The following is a 15,333-nucleotide window of genomic DNA, read 5'->3' as shown; positions in this document are numbered from 1 at the left end:
GCTCGTCCCCGGGGACGATGCCCGGGCACCGGTCGACGATGCCCGGGCGCCACCGCGCTAGACGACGTACTGGCCCGCCCGGTAGTCACCCCCGTGCTGGCGGGTGATGACGTTGAGGCGGTTGAAGGCGTTGATATTGGCGATGAGCGCCACCAGGGCGCCGAGTTGTTCCTCGTCGTAGTGCCGCACCGCATTCGCCCACACCTCGTCGGACACTCCGCCGGCGCCGTCGGCGAGGCGGGTGCCCTGCTCCGCCAGTTCCAGCGCCGCCCGCTCCGCGTCGGTGAACACCGTGGCCTCGCGCCAGACCGCGACGAGGTGAAGGCGCACCGCGGTCTCGCCGTCGGCCGCGGCCTCCTTGGTGTGAATATCGACGCACTGACCACAGCCGTTGATCTGACTGGCGCGCAACCGCACCAGTTCCTGCGTCCGCCGCGGCAAAGTCGTGTCCCCGAGCGCCTTCCCCGCGGAGACGAGGTACTTCAGCGACTTGGCCGCAACCGGGTTGTCGAACAGATTCATACGGGCTTCCATGACGGGCTTCTGATCGTCGTCGAGGGTTACATTCCTCCGACGAGAGAACCCCGCCGCGTGTGAGGTGTGAAACGCATCACCCTGCCGCGCAACGGTTTTCACCGGAAACGGGCCCGTCACTCCGGGGTAGAGCTGGGCTCGGGGAGTTTGCAGTCGGTCACCTTGGGATCGACGCCGGCGTAGTTCAGCGGTCCCGCGACCACGGTCAATGCGATGGTGCCGAAGTCGCGGCAGTCCTGCGTCACGCGGGTGAGATATCCACGCTGACCGGCCGCGACCACACCGATGATCAACCACACGAACAGCAGCAACGAAACCAGACGCATCCAAATCTCCCTGTTCCCGGCGGCTTCCATCATGTCAGGTCCCCCGCGGCTGCCCGCGTCGGCGCGCAGCCGCGGTCGATCCGAGCGTAGGTCGGCCGCCGGCGAGGGCCGTCCGCATGCCCGCTCGGGAGTTCAGTGACGGCCTTCGGCGGCGGTCTTCAGATCCTTCAGCCAGGCCTCGAGCCCCATGCCGAGGAAGGAGGTCGAGGTGGGCACGTCCGCCTCGACCTGCGCGCCGGACCAGTTCTCCTCGGTGCGCACCAGGACGCCGCCCTCGACCGGCGTGAAGTTCCAGACGTGGATGCCGTTGTCGATGCCCAGCCCGTCGCCGACGCCGGGCCCGCTCCACCGAATGCACTGGTCGGGCTGTATCTGCTGGACGGACGACGTGATGACCAAGGTGGTGGCGGGGGTCGTGGCGGTGGCGGGCGCCGGAGTCGTCCACTGGAACTGGGCCCCCGGCCGCAGCGGGCCCTGATCCAGGCGCTTCATGCTCGTGACGGGCTGCTGCCACGAGGGCCACCGCTCCACGTCGGTCTGCAGGTCCCAGATGGTCTGCAGCGGTGCGTTGATCACGGTTTCGGCGCGGTACTTGATCTTGGCGTTCTCATCGATTCCGAGCCCGCCGCAGGTGAGTGGCGCCGGGGCGGCGGCAGCGGACGTCGCGGGCCGGTCGCCGCCGGTGCTGCTGTCGCTGCCGCCGCAGGCGGTCGTGGTCAGCCCCACCGCGGCCGCCAGGGGAATCAGGAACAGGGCGGTGCGCAGTCCGCGGCGGGGGCTCGGTGCGGTGTTCGACATGGTTGCTCTCCTCATCTCGGTCGAGTTAGTGCCACTCGATTTACTTAGAAGTTATAACCGCTACTTCCGAGTGTCAATAGAAACTTTGATAACCTCTAACCAGACGCCGACGGCGGCGGCAGATTCGAAGGGAGGCGGCCGACGATGGCAACCGGCGGGACGAGTTCGCGGGAGCGCTACCGCGCGCAGGTGCGCGAGGAGATCAAGCACCACGCACGGGAGCAGATCGCGACGGCGGGCGTATCCGCGTTGTCGCTCAACGCGATCGCCAAACGCGTGGGCATGAGCGGCCCGGCCCTGTTCCACTACTTCGCCAATCGCGACGAGTTGATCACCGCACTCATCCGCGACGCCTACCGCAGCCTCGCCGACACCGTCCGGGCGGCGGCGGACTCCGGCGCCGACGTCACCGGGATCGCGCACGCGTTCCGGGAGTGGGCGCTGCAGGATCCGCAGCGGTACTTCCTCATCTACGGCACGCCCGTCCCCGGCTACCACGCCCCCGACGACACCACCGCGATCTCGAACGAAATCATGTCGATGCTGATCGAGGCCGTCGCCGCACTGCCCCCGGGCACCGCGCCCACACCGTTCGACGCCCACCTGGAGGACCACCGGCACTGGGCCGCCGACCCGTCGACCCCGGCCGCCACCCTGCACCGCGCCGTATCCTTCTGGACCCGGCTGCACGGCGTCCTGTCACTCGAACTCGCCGGGCACTTCGCCGGAATGGGATTCGACCCCGCCGCACTGTTCGCGGATGAACTGAACAGCCTGTAGCCCGCCGCCGTGACCCGGATCATGCAGATCCGGTGTTGACCATGCCGTTACGGCCCGGTGTGTCCTGAGGTCCCACGGACGTCGACAACCGGAAGGACCGATATGGCGCAGAAACTCATTTCTGTCGAGGACTTTTTCAGGGCACCGACCCACTCCGGCGCGACGATCTCGCCGGACGGCACCCGCGTCGCCTACCTGGCGCCGTGGAAGAACCGGCTGAACGTGTGGATCCGGGAGCTCGACTCGGACGCGGAGCCGCGGTGCGTGACCGCGGACGAGAACCGCAGCGTGCAGCGCTTCCTGTGGACCGGCGATCCGCGGTGGCTGCTGTATCTCCAGGACCGCGACGGCGACGAGAACTGGCACGTGTACCGGGTCGATCTCGCCGACCCGGATGCGCCGGTGGTCGATCTGACGCCCTTTCCCGGCGCGACGGCGCTGCAGGTCGCGCTGCCCGCGACGCGGCCGGGAAGGGTGCTGCTGCATCTGAACAACCGGACCATCGAGGCGTTCGACCTGTGCGAAATCGATATTGCGACAGGAGAATTCACGGCCCTCGCCGAGAATCCCGGCCACGTCACCTTCTGGATGTGCGGGCCCGGCGGCGAGGTATTCGCGGTCGGCCTGACCGAGGATGGCGATATCGAGATCGCACGGTGGGACGGCGATGCGGGCACACGGCATCGGATCGCCGTGTTCGACGGCCCGGACTATCCGATGGGCCTGGTGCCGCTCCACCACACGCCCGACGGCACCGGGGTGTGGATCGGTTCCCACCGCGGCACCGACCGCACCCGGCTGGTCCGCCTCGACCTCACCACCGGCGAGGAGACCGAGATCGACAGCCACCCGACCTACGATCTCGACACCCGCGGCGGCGTCGACCCGGCGCTCACGCCGCTGATCCTCGACCGGCGGACCGGCGAACTGATCGGGGCGCGCTATCTCGGCGAACGTCAGGTGATCCACGCCCTGGATCCGAAATTCGCTGCGGTGCTGAAGAATCTGGAGAAACTCTCCGACGGCGATCTGGGCGCCGTGTCCTCCGATGCGGCCGGACGGCGCTGGGTCGCCACCTTCACCCACGACCGCGACCCGGACCTGGTCTACTACTACGACCACGCCACCGGCGAGAGCCGACTGCTGTTCCGGCCCTACCCGCACCTGGATCCCGACGCCCTGGCCCCCATGCGCCCCGTGTCGATCACGGCGCGGGACGGGCTGCGCCTCCCCGCCTACCTGACGCTGCCCGTGGGTATCGAGCCCGCCGGACTGCCGATGGTCGTGCTGCTGCACGGCGGGCCGTGGTACCGCGACAGCTGGCACTTCCAGCCCGCCACACAGTTTCTCGCCAACCGCGGGTACGCCGTGCTGCAGGTCGACTTCCGCGGGTCCACCGGATACGGCAAGGCCTTCGTCAAGGCGGCCATCGGCCAGTTCGCGGGCGCGATGCACGACGACGTCGTCGACGCCGTGCACTGGGCCGTCGCGCAGGGCTTCGCCGACCCGGACCGGGTCGCCATCTTCGGCGGCTCCTACGGCGGCTACGCCGCGCTGGTCGGCGTCACCTTCACGCCCGACCTCTTCGCCGCCGCCATCGACTACGTCGGCATCTCGAATCTCGCGAACTTCCTGCGCACGCTCCCGTCATTCTCGAAACCGCACCTGGCGAACAACTGGCACCTGTTCGTCGGCGATCCCGACGACCCCGAGCAGGAGGCCGATATGCTCGCGCGCTCACCGATCACCCACGTCGACCGGATTCGCACACCGCTGCTGGTTGTCCAGGGCGCCAACGACGTTCGCGTCGTCCGCGCCGAATCCGACAATCTCGTCGCGGCCCTGCGAGCCCGCGGGATCGAGGTCGAGTACATGGTGAAGGACGACGAGGGCCACGGGTTCGTGAACCCGGAAAACCAGCTCGACATGTTCCGTGCGGTCGAGCGGTTCCTCGCGGCACACCTGGGCGGCAAGGGATGACGCCCGGGCGTCGCGCTCAGCGTCCGCGCGCGTAGTCGGCGGCGGCCGCCCAGTCGATCATCACGCACGGCTCGGCGCCGACGATCCAGGCGTCGTGCCCCGGCGGGCAGACCATGAAATCGCCTGCGGTGACCTCGGTTTCGGACCCGTCGTCCATCACTATCCGCATCCGCCCGGAGACGCAGTACCCGACGTGGGACGCCTGGCAGCTGTCGGTTCCGGCGATCGGTTTGACGTGGGTGGACCACCGCCAGCCGGGCTGGAAGACGGCGCGGCCGACCGCCCCGGATCCGGCGTGGATGACGTCCATGCGGCCGCTGCCCGATTCGAATCTCCGCGTTTCGTCCGGCATGTCGAAGCTCCTGACCAGCAGGCCCGGCTCCTCGCGGAGTGACATGTCGTCCTCGCGGAGCAGATCGAGGTTGCGGAATACGGGCGGCCCGTCGCAGAGCTGCGCGAGACTCTCGGCGAACCCGGTCGTCTCGGCGAGATCCGAGTTCGCCATCGCCTGCTCGTACGAGGGAAACTCCACGATCTGCAGGTACGTATCGTCCTGATCGCGGTCCTTGGTCTCCATGCCGTGGGTTGCCGCGCGTCTGCCCCGGGTCGCGGCCAGCCATTCGTCGAGGTGCTTGTTGAATTCGTCGAGCCGCGTGGTCTTGAATTCGATGGTCTGCACGAATTTCGTCATGATGGTTACCTCATCGATCAGCCGACCCATGTCGAAGGCTACTCCGCCGCTACCACCTCCGACAGCCCCGTGGCGGTCCCCTGTTCGGGGACCGAAGTCCCTTGTGTAAGCCGATACGGCGGGGAACGGTCGGGGCCGATGTCCAGGACCGTCCGCGGGCGGTTGCACCGTCGCGGCTAACCGTCGAGGAAGCGCGACAGCTCCGCGGTGACGAACCGCGGGTTCTCCTCGACGAGCCAGTGCCCGGCATTGGGCACGTCCACCGCGCGCACGATGTCGGTCATGCGCGGGGCCGCCGTCGCCCGGACCGCGTCGATCTGCCCCTGGGCGCTCATGAGCAGTGTCGGGACGCGCACCGGCGCCGCCGCCGCGGTGTCACGGACGTCCTTGTCGAGGGCGCGGTAGAGCTCGAAGCCACCGGACAGGACCTCGGGTCTGCTGTATGTCCGTGCGTACTCGTCGATCTCGGCATCGGTGAACGGGGAGCAGTCCGAGGTGCCGCCGAATGCCGTGCCGCCGAACGAAACCTGGGGGTAGAACAGTGCCAGGTACTCGCGGACGTCGTCGCCCACGACCGCCTCGGGCACCCGCCGCTGCGAGTGGAAGGCGATATGCCAGCTCATCGAGCGGTACGTGGCCGCATCGATCCCGGGCCCGGGCAGCGGCAGGTCCAGATAGGCGAGACCCGCTGTGTCGCCGGGGAATTGGCTCGCGTACTGAAACGCGACCGCGGCACCGAAGTCGTGGCCGACGACGCGGGCGTCGCGGATCCCGAGCCGGTCGGCGATCAGCGTGTGCACGTACCGCGCCAGGGTCGCCTTGTCGTAGCCGCTGGGTGAGCCGCTGCTGTCGCCGAGTCCGGGCAGGTCGACGGCGTACACGGTGTGGTGTTCGGCGAGCGCGGGCATGATCGGCCACCAGCCGTACCAGGTCTGGGGCCAGCCGTGGACGAGCACCACCGGGCTGCCGCTGCCGCCCTTCACGTAATGCATACGGACGCCGTCGATCTCGGCGAACTCGTGCCGGAACGTGCTGTCGAACCGCGGATCGCCCTGGGTGGCGGCGGCGTAGGGCGGGGCGCCGGTGGCGGTCTGTGTGGAGCAGGCCGCGGTGCCGACGGCGAGCAGGAGTGCGAGCGCGACGGTCACCGTCGTGCGCACGGATCGGAGAGAGCGGCATGACGCCGGCCGCGGTGCGGTGATCATGTGTTCCTGTCCTCGAATGTTGTCGGGCTCAGCGTCCGGTCGTGCCGTCGATGAGTTCGCGGAGAATGTCGGCGTGACCGGCGTGGCGGCCGGTTTCCTCGATCATGTGGGTGAGTGCCCAGCGGACGGTGGGCGCGGCGCGGCCACGCCGCGGGAGCCGCGCGCCGAGATCGGTGCATCCGTCGAGCACCTCGTCGGCGCGCTGGACCGCCTCCCGGTAGCGCGCGACGACCTCGGACACGCTGTCCTCGGGTGCGGCGCGGAAGGTTTCCGCCCAGTCGGTGACGTTGTCGCCGAGGAACATTGCCCGCTCGACGAAGGTCAGGTGCGTGAGCAGTCCGAGCAGGTTGGTGCCCGACGGCACGGCGGCCGTTCGCACCTGCGGTTCGGGGGCGCCGTCGACCTTGGCGGCGATCGACGCCCGCAGGTAGCCGAGGAAGCCGCGCAGGACCTCGGTCTCGCTGCCACCGGTGCGGGGCGGCGGGGTGTCGCGGCGGCGGGAGGTGGTGGGCATGGTGTTCCTCAGCTCTCAGGCGATACGGCGGATGAGCAGGACGTGGTCGGTGACCTCGGCCCGGCGGCCGCTCGGTCCCGTCGCGATCCGGCGGGGTGTGTCGGCGCGCTCGACGGTCCAGGCGGCCGGGTCCAGAGCGATTCCGGCGGCGACCTCCCGCGGGCTCGGATAGCGGACGTCGGGATCCTGGTCCCACGACCACGGCGCCGTCGAGCCGTGGTCGACGACCAGCAGCCACCCGCCCGGACGCAGCGCATGCGCGGCCGCACGCAGCACCGCCGCCCGGTCCAGGTCCGCCGGGGTGTGCAGGTAGTGGGCGCAGATCAGGTCGAACCGGCCGGGCGGAAAGGATTCGTGCAGGTCGTGCCGCACGGTGACGATCCGGTCGCCCAGCCCGTGTGAGCGCGCCAGCTCGGCCAGCCGCTCGACCGCGACCGCGGAGATGTCGGCGGCGGTGACGCGCCACCCCCGGCGGGCCAGCCACAGCGCGTCGCCGCCGTCGCCGCATCCGAGGTCCAGCACGTCGCCGGTGGTCAGATCCGAAACCGTCTCCACGAGACGAACATTCGGCTTCGGGTCGGTGGCGGCGGGTCGACCGGCGTAGACCCCGTCCCAGAACGCGACCGCGTCGGTGGTGCTCATCGAGACTCCTTCTGTCGGCACTCGCTCAGTCTCGACGGGCCCGCCGCGATCTGGCACGCAATCTTGCCGTTCTGGCAAGGTGGAGGCCGTGGACCACATGACCGAAGAAGTGCTCGACGCGGTGGGACCCCGGCTGCGCGCGCTGCGTCGCGACCGCGGCATCACCCTCGCCGCCCTCGCCGCGACGACCGGGGTGTCGGAGAGCACCCTGTCCCGGCTGGAGAGCGGGCAGCGTCGCGCGACCCTGGAGCTGCTGCTACCGCTGGCCCGCGCCTACGACGTCCCCCTGGACGAACTCGTCGGGGCCCCGCGCACCGGCGATCCGCGCATCCATCTGAAGCCGATCCATCGCTACGGGATGACCTTCCTACCGCTGTCCCGGCGGCCCGGCGGGATCCAGGCGTTCAAGATGCTGATCCCCGCCCGCCCGGAACCGCTCGAACCGACCCCGCAGACCCACGACGGCTTCGAATGGCTCTACGTCCTCAATGGCCGCCTGCGGCTGGTGCTCGGCGAACGCGATATGACGCTGCCGCCCGGCGAGGCGGCCGAATTCGACACCTCCCAGCCACACTGGCTGGGCAGCGCGGACGGCGGCGCGGTCGAACTTCTCATCCTGTTCGGCCTGCAGGGAATGCGCGCGCACGTGCGCGCCGACGCCCACCGGTAGTCCCGCGATTACCGGCGCACGTCCGCGACAACCGAATCGGCAATGATCGAGTAGGCTTGCCTCGCCTCTTTCCTACTTGATACACGGAGAAGTTCTCGATGAAACTGGACTTCGATTGGAGCGACGACGGACAGTATCATCAATACTGTGCCCATTGTCGTGCCGAGACTGTCGAACGAGTCTATGAGGGTAGAAAGACCTACTACTTCTGCGGCACGTGCAAGATGCGGCACGAGCGTTCGATCGTCATGGACCCGGCTATCAAATCCTGGGTCGCGAGCGACGGCGAGTATTGGCATGAGAGTGTCGGCGTATTCGTCCGCAACTCGATGGGAAAGTTTCTCTTCTTCGAGCGCACGATCTTCCCATTTTCCCTCACGGTTCCTTCCGGTCATGTCGATTCCGGCGAGGAGCCCGACGCTTCGGCCATTCGTGAGCTGACAGAAGAAGTAGGCATATCCGGAGAAGAAGTAATCGCCATCGCAACAGAGGATATCGTCGGTGACTCGTGCCGGCGCGGTGCCGATGTGCACCGCTGGCACGCCTACCTCCTGGTTCTCGACAAACCATTGACGATTGATGTCAGAGAGGAGGGTGAGAATCCGCTGTGGCTATCTCTGGATGAATCACGTGAAAAAGATCTGACATATCCGGTGAAGTTTATTGTCGATAAATATTCACATGAGCTGCAGCGGCCCGTTCGCTGAACCGAATGGCCATGTCGGTCGTGTGACCCGACGTCAGCTGTCCAACATACGAACAGCCTTGGTGGCCACCTCATCGACGCTGATATCTTGCATGCAGAGTCCGGCAATCGGTTGCGAGCATCGGTGATAGCACGGACTGCAGCCGAGCTTCGGCCCGATCAGTTCGTCCTTCGGAGAAAGTTCCAGCTCACGGTGTGGCATAGGCCCGGCCAATGCCAGGGTGGGTGTGTCTTGCGCTCGAGCAGCATGCATTCCGAACGTGTCACCGGTCACGACCAGACGAGATCGGTCGAGAACCGCCATGAAATCTCCGACATCGACGGTAGGCAGTACCGCGATATTATCGTAACGAGGCAGGGCGGAGATCACTCTGTTTCTGACCGCGGAATCTTCCGGACCGGAGAGAATGACAATCCCCTTGTCCGGAAATCGATCGGCGAGCCTTCCGGCGAGTGCGGCGTGCGATTCGGCCGGCCATCGCCGTAGACTACCTTTTTCGCTGGTTCCGATATTCAAGCCTATTAAATCGTCGGGTCGGTTCCCGCCGAAGATGTCTCGCAGTACCGACTCGGCTCGTTCATAGTTCTGATCGGTCAACCGGATGTCGTACCGCGGCTCCATATGCCCCAGCCCCACGCTCTCCATGAGGATCTCCTGCATCGTCGACTCGTTGGCCTTCCGGTACGCGTCGTCGATCTGCAGGCGTTGAATTCCCTGCGCATGCGGCATGACACCCTGGAACTTGCCCTGCGGATTCAATGCAAATCCTCCCACATGACGGGAGCCGGCAACAATATCTCTGGCCGAATCGCTCAGTTCGAAGTTCAGGAGAGCATCGAGATCCGGGACGATGTCCATGTAATCAGCGCGGGTGAGGCGGGTGGTGTCGACCGCCACGACACCTGGAACATAACGCAGGAGGTCTGCCCCGCGCCGATGCGTGAACCAGGTGATTCCGACTTGCGGATTCATTTGACGTAAAGCATCGGAGATCGCGGTTGTACGGAGTATGCTCCCCAACCCTCCCATTTCCACTATGCCCACTCGTTCGGCGGACTCGAGTATCGACGGATCGTACGGCATCGCCTGCACATCGAGGACCGATTCGCCGGGCTCGTACCGATTACAACCGGAGCAGTCGGGTAGGCGCTGTTTCTTTTGCTCAGGGCACGGTTTGTAACCTTCCCAACGAACGCAGTCCGATCTGAAGGCCGTCCGGTGATCATCTGCGCCGCGTTCCGGGCGTTCGGCAGCGGTGTTGTGGCCGGGGTGTGCATCCAGATCCATCCTCTGGAGCCCGGGTACGGGCCGCTCGTCCGTACGCTCGATCCGCGCGAGACCGGCGCGCACCTCGCGCGGGAATGCGTGGTGTATTTCGCTGACTCGTGATGCCCCTCTTTCGACGAGAGCATCGACGAGGCGTTGGGCCGCCTGCGCCATTCTCGCGGCTGGATCGCCACCACCCGGTCGGTCCATCGAGATGTCCTGTCGCTGTCAGAGGGCTGTGCGGCAGCGAGTTCGACAGTGGTCGAGACCATGTTCCACGCAGGTGTGACTCGTTTACGGCCGGCCGTGATCGGTTGTGCCGCATCATATTCGGCCCGCGACCGAGGATCTGTCAAAACGTCTCGTGCAGGTCCGCCCCGTCGACACCATCAATCACAATCACACCCCTGACCGGCCACAACACCACCCCGGCGGTACCGAACCCGCGCACTGAACCGACGGCTCACCGACACCGACCGCGCCAACTCGTGCGAGCCCCCGGTCAGCACGGCCGGAGCGGGTAGCACGGTGGCGGCGGAGCGACTGGGGCCGACCGTACGGGTGCGGGCGCGACAGTCGAGGGCGCAGCGGGAGACGCCGGCTTGTCAGGCGACTCCATATGAGTAGGGGCCAGCACCCCCACGCCAGAAGTATCCCAGCGGGCACCGGCCCGGTTCAGGCGGAACCGCTGCGGCAATTGTGGGTCGGCCACCGGAGCGGAGCGATAGCAACGGACCCTACCCCGGGAGACCGAGGCCGCTGACATCCATACCGCCCGCGTCAATCGCGCAGATGCGTAGCGAGTCGGCGGCCGAGGCCCCGCGGTCACGGAACAACATCGACGCGTACTGGCACGCTGGGGCCGACGTCTATCCGATCGTTTCGTCGGCCAGGCGTCGCAGCCGTTCGGCGAGCGGCGCGGCCGTGTGCCGGGTGGGCGCTGACCCCTCGGCGCCGATATCGACGTGGCCGATGCCGTCGACGGTCATAGCCAATGCGGCGATGGTGTGCTGTTCGGTGGCGTCGGCGAACGCGCCGCGGATGACCGCGTGGCCGTCGGTGACGTCGATGCTCCACTGACGGCGGCTGCCGGCGTAAATATCCAGCAGGGCGCGGACTTTCGCCTCCAGGTCGGTATCGTCGCGGGCCAGTGCGCGCAGGAGGTCGCGGCGCGCGACGATCCCGACCAGGATCCCGGCCTCCACGACCGGTAGCGACCGCAGGCGGGAGGTCAGCATGTGGGCGGCGACGGCGGAAACGTCACTGTCGGGGTGGGCGACCTCCGCCGGGACCGTCATCAGGGTCTCGACCGGTCCGCTGCGCTGACCAGGTCCCGCGGCCAGAGCATCGGATTCCGACAGCATACCGACCACGTGGCCGGTGTCGTCGACGACCGGCAAGGCGGCGAATCCGTGCTCGGTCAGCAGTGAGATCGCCTCGGACAGCGTCGATTCCGGTCGAACTGTCACGACCGGCCGACTCAGCACGTCTCGTGCATACATGGTTGTCACCTTTCGGAAAAGTGGCGCCACCGGGTCCTCCCGGGAAGCGGAAATACCATCGGCACTGTCGATTTCACGCCGCGGAAGGGTTCACCGACAGGGCATCGAGTCGGTCTCGACGGGGACCGAGGTCCTTCATCGTGACGCCATCGAGGCGCACCGCAGCGGTCGAAACTACCTCGGTCCGCGACCGCTGTCAGGGTGCCGGTGGCCTCGCTGGACCGCCGGGCAGCGTCACATCATCGGACAGGGCCCCATCATGTTGCACAGCCAGTGGCAGAGCATCTGCATCGGGTTCATGGTCGTCTCCTCGGTTGTCGGTCCGTCTACGGTGGCGCATTTCGGGCGGCCGTCGGCAGGGCGGGACGTCCTTGACGCACAGGGGCTTTCGCCCGGAGCGGACTGTGCGTGATGGCACACCGTCAGCGCACGCGGTGCTGGCTCGACCTCCGTCGATCGCCTCGCGATGCCCCCAGCGCACCTGCCGGGTTTCGCGGCCCCGGCAAGTAGCGCGGCGGCACTTCGACAGGTTTCGCAAGAGCACTCGGGCCCTGTAGTCCGTGCGTGATCGGCCGCAGGCCGGACAACGGCGTCGGCCTGGGCAAGGCAGATCAGCTTGGGCACCGCACGACGGACCGTCGAACAGTCGCTTACAGGTGTCGACCAATGGCCCTGATACGGAGGTCTTCGGCATCGGTTGTCGGCACCCGGAAGCTCGGATAGTTGCCTTCATGAACAAGAACCGGGCTGCCGAAATCCGTGCCGATGAGATCGAGAGGTCGCTGCTGGGCGTCCGCGCCGAGGTCTGGTGGTCACCAGCGGACCGCGCGTATGTCGCCTTCAGCGTCGATTATCCCGACCTGATCTGCAGCGATCCCTGGTCGTCGCTGGCGGCGATCAACAAGCTCGAGGACCGGATTCGCCGGACCCTGGTCGCGGAGGCCACTCGGACGGCGGCCTGACCGCAGTTTGCCGACCAGTCACTCGTTTCGAGGAGTACGTCCATGATGCACAAGCGTGTTGCCGATGTCATGACCCGCGATGTGGTCTGTGTGCGCACCGATACGCCGTTCGACGAGGTGGTGCGCGTACTCGCCGAGCACCGGATCAGCGGTGCGCCGGTAGTCGACGACACCGGCCGGGTCGTCGGCATGGTCACCGAGGCCGATCTGCTGGGCAGGCAGGCGCGTGCCGGTGGCGCCGCCGGCACCGCGATTTGGCATCTGTTGCGGCGCAGGGCCTTTGCCCGCAAAGGTGTGGCGCTCACCGCCGCGGAGTTGATGACCGCACCGGCGGTGACCCTGGCGCCCGGTGACCGCCTGACCACGGCCGCGGCCACACTGGCCCGGCACGACATCAAACGCGCCGTCGTCGTCGATGCGGACCGGATCCCCACGGGTATCGTCAGCCGCAAGGATCTGCTGGCGGTCTATCTGCGCCCGGATGCCGAGCTTGCCGACGAGATCCGCACGAACGTCCTGGACCGTGCCCTGTGCGTGCCGACCGGCGAGGTATCCGTCGACGTCGTGCAAGGAGTCGCCACACTGCGCGGAAAGGTGGAGCGGCGGAGCATGATCGATATAGCGAACGTCCTGACGGCGGCCGTGGACGGCGTGGTCGATGTGCACACCCACCTCACCGCCGACCTCGACGACACCCGCATCCCGCCACCGCAGCCAGCCGACGTGGGCATCCTCTTCCCTTACACACATCGCTGAACCGACGCGACGATGTCGCGCGGCAACCGGGGCCGGGAACGGTCATCCCGGTCGCCGCGCCCGCCACGGTGGATCAGGGACGACCGGAGGTCTCGGCTTCCACGGCGTAGAACCGTGTGAGGAACCGCCCGGCCGGCGCCGCCGGAATCCGGCGCGCCACGTCGGCCTCGGTGATGATGCCGATCGGCCGGTTGTCCGCCATCACCGGGATTCGACGGATGTGGTGCTGCCGCATGACCGTCAGCACATCGGTCACGGTGGCGTCCGCGTCGACGGTGTGCAGCGGCGCCGACAGCATCGAGCCGATATCGGTTCGGCCCGGATCCGCTCCCGCCGCAGCACATTTCACGGCCAGGTCACGATCGGTGACGATACCCACCGCACTGCCGAACGCGTCGTGCACCAGCAGCGCGCCGACGCCCTCGGCCCGCATGCGCCGCGCGGCCTCGGTGACCGAGTCACCGAGCGCGACGGTGTGCACGCCGTGGTGCATGATGCCCCGAGCGGTGTCCGCGACGATCTCGTTGCGCACCTCCACCACACCGTCCACGGCCGCCGCCAGCGCACCGGCGAGCCCGATCATCCCCGGTTGCTCCACCGTTCCGCGTAGCGTCACCACACCCGCGTGCACGTCGACGGTGACCTCCGACGGCGCCAGCCACAGGGTCTTGTGCAGTACGTCGAACCGGATCTGTTCGGCCAGTTCGGCATCCGCCCGCCGGTACACCGACAGCAGGTCCTTGCGACTGACGACTCCGACCAGCTCGCCCGTCGGGCCGACGACCGCCGCGCGCTTCACGTGGCACCGGGCCAGGGTGGCCGCCGCGGCGGTGACCGTCGTCTCCGGGACGACCGTCACCGCGGGCGCATTCATCAACTCGCCCGCCGTCCGCGCGTCGCTGCGGCGGGCGAACCGCATGCGCCACAACGACCCCCACAGCGTGCCCGTCAACGGCCCGCCCGCCCGTACCTGCCGTTGCAGCAGATCGGCCTCGCTGACCATCCCGGCCACGCGCCGCTCACGGTCCACCACCGGCACCGCGCTCACACGATGTTCCGCCAGCAGGCGCACCAGCTCCTGGAACGGTGTATCCGCCGGCACGCTCACCACATCGCGGGTCATGACGTCGCCGACCGTCATCCGTGTCATCGGGCAATCCTCTCCTGCGAACCCCCGCCAGCCTGGCAGGACCGGGCCGCCGTAAACGGAGGCGAACAGCCCGACGTCGAGGTACCAACGTCACCCTCGGTCCAGACGCACACACGACTGGGCGACGCCGCACAGCCGGTCGGCCACCGAGGTCCAGGACCTTCGCCCCTCCCACGGCATCCGGTGGACGCCGATGATGATCCCATCCACCGACATCGAAAGAGGGCGACATGACCACGGCACGAGACATCATGCACGCGGGTGTCGAAATCATCCACGACCACGACTCGCTGGCCGAGGCAGCGCGCCGCATGCGCGACCGCGGCATCGGCGCACTACCCATCTGCGACACCGACGGCCGGCCGATCGGCATCGTCACCGACCGCGACATCGTCATCAGATGCCTTGCCACAGGAGCGAATCCGGAACAGGTCAGCGCCGCAAAGCTGGCCCAGGGCACCCTGCACACCGTCTCTCCCGACACCGACACGTCCGCGGTACTGGAACTCATGCGACAGCACCGGATCCGCCGCCTGCCGGTGCTCGAGCACAACCGGCTCGTCGGGATCATCACCGAAGGCGACCTGGCCCGGCGACTGCCCGAGGAAGAGGTGGGCGAATTCATCGAGGCGGTCTGCGCGCCGTAGCCGTCGGTGGCGGCCACGCCGTCTTCATATCCCTGCCCGCACGGGCCGCTGGACCAGGCGGTCCCGGGCGGGCAGGCGACAAGTTCGCCGAATGCGTGACACCGCGACGATGAGATCGCGATACTGGTTGCGCCCCAACGACGGTGGCATCAACTATTCGAAAAGCACCGGAATCACCTCGGGGTCGGCTGTCTCGTGCTGCT

General features: G+C 67.6%; 17 protein-coding genes. 7 read left to right on the top strand and 10 right to left on the bottom strand.

What is annotated here, in order from left to right; genetic code table 11:
• Positions 1-57: 57 nt before the first annotated feature.
• The 3 genes from NM1_RS30565 to NM1_RS30555 form a co-directional block, all read right to left on the bottom strand.
• Positions 58-534, bottom strand: a complete 477-nt coding sequence (locus NM1_RS30565) for a carboxymuconolactone decarboxylase family protein (RefSeq protein ID WP_068027737.1) — start codon at positions 532-534, stop codon at positions 58-60.
• A 116-nt stretch (positions 535-650) separates the two neighbouring features.
• Positions 651-860 carry a hypothetical protein gene (locus NM1_RS30560; protein ID WP_068027768.1) on the bottom strand — a complete coding sequence of 70 codons (210 nt, stop codon included), beginning with the start codon at positions 858-860 and terminating at the stop codon, positions 651-653.
• Between the two features lie 132 nt (positions 861-992).
• Positions 993-1,658 (bottom strand): SRPBCC family protein, encoded by a 666-nt coding sequence (locus tag NM1_RS30555; RefSeq protein WP_068027729.1) that lies wholly within the window; start codon positions 1,656-1,658, stop codon positions 993-995.
• Positions 1,659-1,802: 144 nt separating this feature from the next.
• Here NM1_RS30555 and NM1_RS30550 point away from each other — a divergent pair, with 144 nt between their 5' ends.
• Positions 1,803-2,438 (top strand): TetR/AcrR family transcriptional regulator, encoded by a 636-nt coding sequence (locus NM1_RS30550; protein ID WP_068027725.1) that lies wholly within the window; start codon positions 1,803-1,805, stop codon positions 2,436-2,438.
• A 102-nt stretch (positions 2,439-2,540) separates the two neighbouring features.
• The gene (locus NM1_RS30545; RefSeq protein WP_068027723.1) at positions 2,541-4,418 is read left to right on the top strand and encodes a S9 family peptidase; all 1,878 of its coding nucleotides are present in this window, start codon (positions 2,541-2,543) and stop codon (positions 4,416-4,418) included.
• 16 nt (positions 4,419-4,434) lie between these two features.
• Here the strand turns inward: NM1_RS30545 and NM1_RS44250 are convergent, their stop codons facing one another.
• The 4 genes from NM1_RS44250 to NM1_RS30525 form a co-directional block, all read right to left on the bottom strand.
• Positions 4,435-5,109, bottom strand: coding sequence for a cupin domain-containing protein (locus NM1_RS44250; RefSeq protein WP_246011739.1), 675 nt, complete (start codon positions 5,107-5,109; stop codon positions 4,435-4,437).
• Positions 5,110-5,285: 176 nt separating this feature from the next.
• On the bottom strand, positions 5,286-6,269 hold the full coding sequence (locus NM1_RS30535; protein WP_246011738.1) for an alpha/beta fold hydrolase: 984 nt from the start codon (positions 6,267-6,269) through the stop codon (positions 5,286-5,288).
• 73 nt (positions 6,270-6,342) lie between these two features.
• Positions 6,343-6,828: a DinB family protein gene (locus NM1_RS30530; protein ID WP_068027717.1), complete on the bottom strand. Its 486-nt coding sequence runs from the start codon at positions 6,826-6,828 to the stop codon at positions 6,343-6,345.
• A gap of 15 nt (positions 6,829-6,843) precedes the next feature.
• Positions 6,844-7,470 carry a class I SAM-dependent methyltransferase gene (locus NM1_RS30525; RefSeq protein WP_068027711.1) on the bottom strand — a complete coding sequence of 209 codons (627 nt, stop codon included), beginning with the start codon at positions 7,468-7,470 and terminating at the stop codon, positions 6,844-6,846.
• A 97-nt stretch (positions 7,471-7,567) separates the two neighbouring features.
• Here NM1_RS30525 and NM1_RS30520 point away from each other — a divergent pair, with 97 nt between their 5' ends.
• Together NM1_RS30520 and NM1_RS30515 are read left to right on the top strand one after the other, a co-directional pair.
• Positions 7,568-8,140, top strand: coding sequence for a helix-turn-helix domain-containing protein (locus NM1_RS30520; protein ID WP_169814347.1), 573 nt, complete (start codon positions 7,568-7,570; stop codon positions 8,138-8,140).
• A 98-nt stretch (positions 8,141-8,238) separates the two neighbouring features.
• Positions 8,239-8,847 (top strand): NUDIX hydrolase, encoded by a 609-nt coding sequence (locus NM1_RS30515; RefSeq protein WP_068027709.1) that lies wholly within the window; start codon positions 8,239-8,241, stop codon positions 8,845-8,847.
• Positions 8,848-8,880: 33 nt separating this feature from the next.
• Here NM1_RS30515 and NM1_RS30510 read toward each other — a convergent pair whose 3' ends face one another.
• Together NM1_RS30510 and NM1_RS30505 are read right to left on the bottom strand one after the other, a co-directional pair.
• The gene (locus tag NM1_RS30510; RefSeq protein ID WP_084520191.1) at positions 8,881-10,323 is read right to left on the bottom strand and encodes a glycosyltransferase family 9 protein; all 1,443 of its coding nucleotides are present in this window, start codon (positions 10,321-10,323) and stop codon (positions 8,881-8,883) included.
• Positions 10,324-10,982: 659 nt separating this feature from the next.
• Positions 10,983-11,615 (bottom strand): CBS domain-containing protein, encoded by a 633-nt coding sequence (locus tag NM1_RS30505; RefSeq protein WP_084520190.1) that lies wholly within the window; start codon positions 11,613-11,615, stop codon positions 10,983-10,985.
• A 731-nt stretch (positions 11,616-12,346) separates the two neighbouring features.
• Here NM1_RS30505 and NM1_RS30500 point away from each other — a divergent pair.
• Both NM1_RS30500 and NM1_RS30495 read left to right on the top strand, forming a co-directional pair.
• Positions 12,347-12,577, top strand: coding sequence for a hypothetical protein (locus NM1_RS30500; protein WP_068027701.1), 231 nt, complete (start codon positions 12,347-12,349; stop codon positions 12,575-12,577).
• A 42-nt stretch (positions 12,578-12,619) separates the two neighbouring features.
• Complete coding sequence (locus NM1_RS30495) at positions 12,620-13,333, top strand: CBS domain-containing protein (protein ID WP_068027698.1); 714 nt, start codon at positions 12,620-12,622, stop codon at positions 13,331-13,333.
• 73 nt (positions 13,334-13,406) lie between these two features.
• On the opposite strand, the gene NM1_RS30490 is transcribed toward NM1_RS30495, so the two are convergent.
• Positions 13,407-14,483, bottom strand: coding sequence for a CBS domain-containing protein (locus NM1_RS30490; RefSeq protein WP_084520189.1), 1,077 nt, complete (start codon positions 14,481-14,483; stop codon positions 13,407-13,409).
• A gap of 230 nt (positions 14,484-14,713) precedes the next feature.
• Here NM1_RS30490 and NM1_RS30485 point away from each other — a divergent pair, with 230 nt between their 5' ends.
• A complete protein-coding gene (locus NM1_RS30485; RefSeq protein ID WP_068027694.1) occupies positions 14,714-15,130 on the top strand; it encodes a CBS domain-containing protein in 417 nt (138 codons plus the stop codon).
• The last annotated feature ends 203 nt before the right edge of the window (positions 15,131-15,333 follow it).

The organism is Nocardia mexicana NBRC 108244 (genome assembly GCF_001613165.1).
Taxonomy (GTDB): Bacteria; Actinomycetota; Actinomycetes; order Mycobacteriales; family Mycobacteriaceae; genus Nocardia; species Nocardia mexicana.
Note: the sequence above shows the minus strand (reverse complement) of the source record. Positions and strands in the feature narration are given on the sequence as shown.

What these genes read in the sequence shown, in the direction of transcription:
- NM1_RS30515 (WP_068027709.1), top strand. Translation starts at nt 8,239, where the DNA reads ATGAAACTGGACTTCGATTGGAGCGACGACGGACAGTATCATCAATAC.
- NM1_RS30565 (WP_068027737.1), bottom strand. Translation starts at nt 534, where the DNA reads ATGGAAGCCCGTATGAATCTGTTCGACAACCCGGTTGCGGCCAAGTCG.
- NM1_RS30495 (WP_068027698.1), top strand. Translation starts at nt 12,620, where the DNA reads ATGATGCACAAGCGTGTTGCCGATGTCATGACCCGCGATGTGGTCTGT.
- NM1_RS30545 (WP_068027723.1), top strand. Translation starts at nt 2,541, where the DNA reads ATGGCGCAGAAACTCATTTCTGTCGAGGACTTTTTCAGGGCACCGACC.
- NM1_RS30485 (WP_068027694.1), top strand. Translation starts at nt 14,714, where the DNA reads ATGACCACGGCACGAGACATCATGCACGCGGGTGTCGAAATCATCCAC.
- NM1_RS30530 (WP_068027717.1), bottom strand. Translation starts at nt 6,828, where the DNA reads ATGCCCACCACCTCCCGCCGCCGCGACACCCCGCCGCCCCGCACCGGT.
- NM1_RS30560 (WP_068027768.1), bottom strand. Translation starts at nt 860, where the DNA reads ATGCGTCTGGTTTCGTTGCTGCTGTTCGTGTGGTTGATCATCGGTGTG.
- NM1_RS30490 (WP_084520189.1), bottom strand. Translation starts at nt 14,483, where the DNA reads ATGACACGGATGACGGTCGGCGACGTCATGACCCGCGATGTGGTGAGC.
- NM1_RS30520 (WP_169814347.1), top strand. Translation starts at nt 7,568, where the DNA reads ATGACCGAAGAAGTGCTCGACGCGGTGGGACCCCGGCTGCGCGCGCTG.
- NM1_RS30500 (WP_068027701.1), top strand. Translation starts at nt 12,347, where the DNA reads ATGAACAAGAACCGGGCTGCCGAAATCCGTGCCGATGAGATCGAGAGG.
- NM1_RS30550 (WP_068027725.1), top strand. Translation starts at nt 1,803, where the DNA reads ATGGCAACCGGCGGGACGAGTTCGCGGGAGCGCTACCGCGCGCAGGTG.
- NM1_RS30505 (WP_084520190.1), bottom strand. Translation starts at nt 11,615, where the DNA reads ATGTATGCACGAGACGTGCTGAGTCGGCCGGTCGTGACAGTTCGACCG.
- NM1_RS30555 (WP_068027729.1), bottom strand. Translation starts at nt 1,658, where the DNA reads ATGTCGAACACCGCACCGAGCCCCCGCCGCGGACTGCGCACCGCCCTG.
- NM1_RS44250 (WP_246011739.1), bottom strand. Translation starts at nt 5,109, where the DNA reads ATGACGAAATTCGTGCAGACCATCGAATTCAAGACCACGCGGCTCGAC.
- NM1_RS30525 (WP_068027711.1), bottom strand. Translation starts at nt 7,470, where the DNA reads ATGAGCACCACCGACGCGGTCGCGTTCTGGGACGGGGTCTACGCCGGT.
- NM1_RS30510 (WP_084520191.1), bottom strand. Translation starts at nt 10,323, where the DNA reads ATGGACCGACCGGGTGGTGGCGATCCAGCCGCGAGAATGGCGCAGGCG.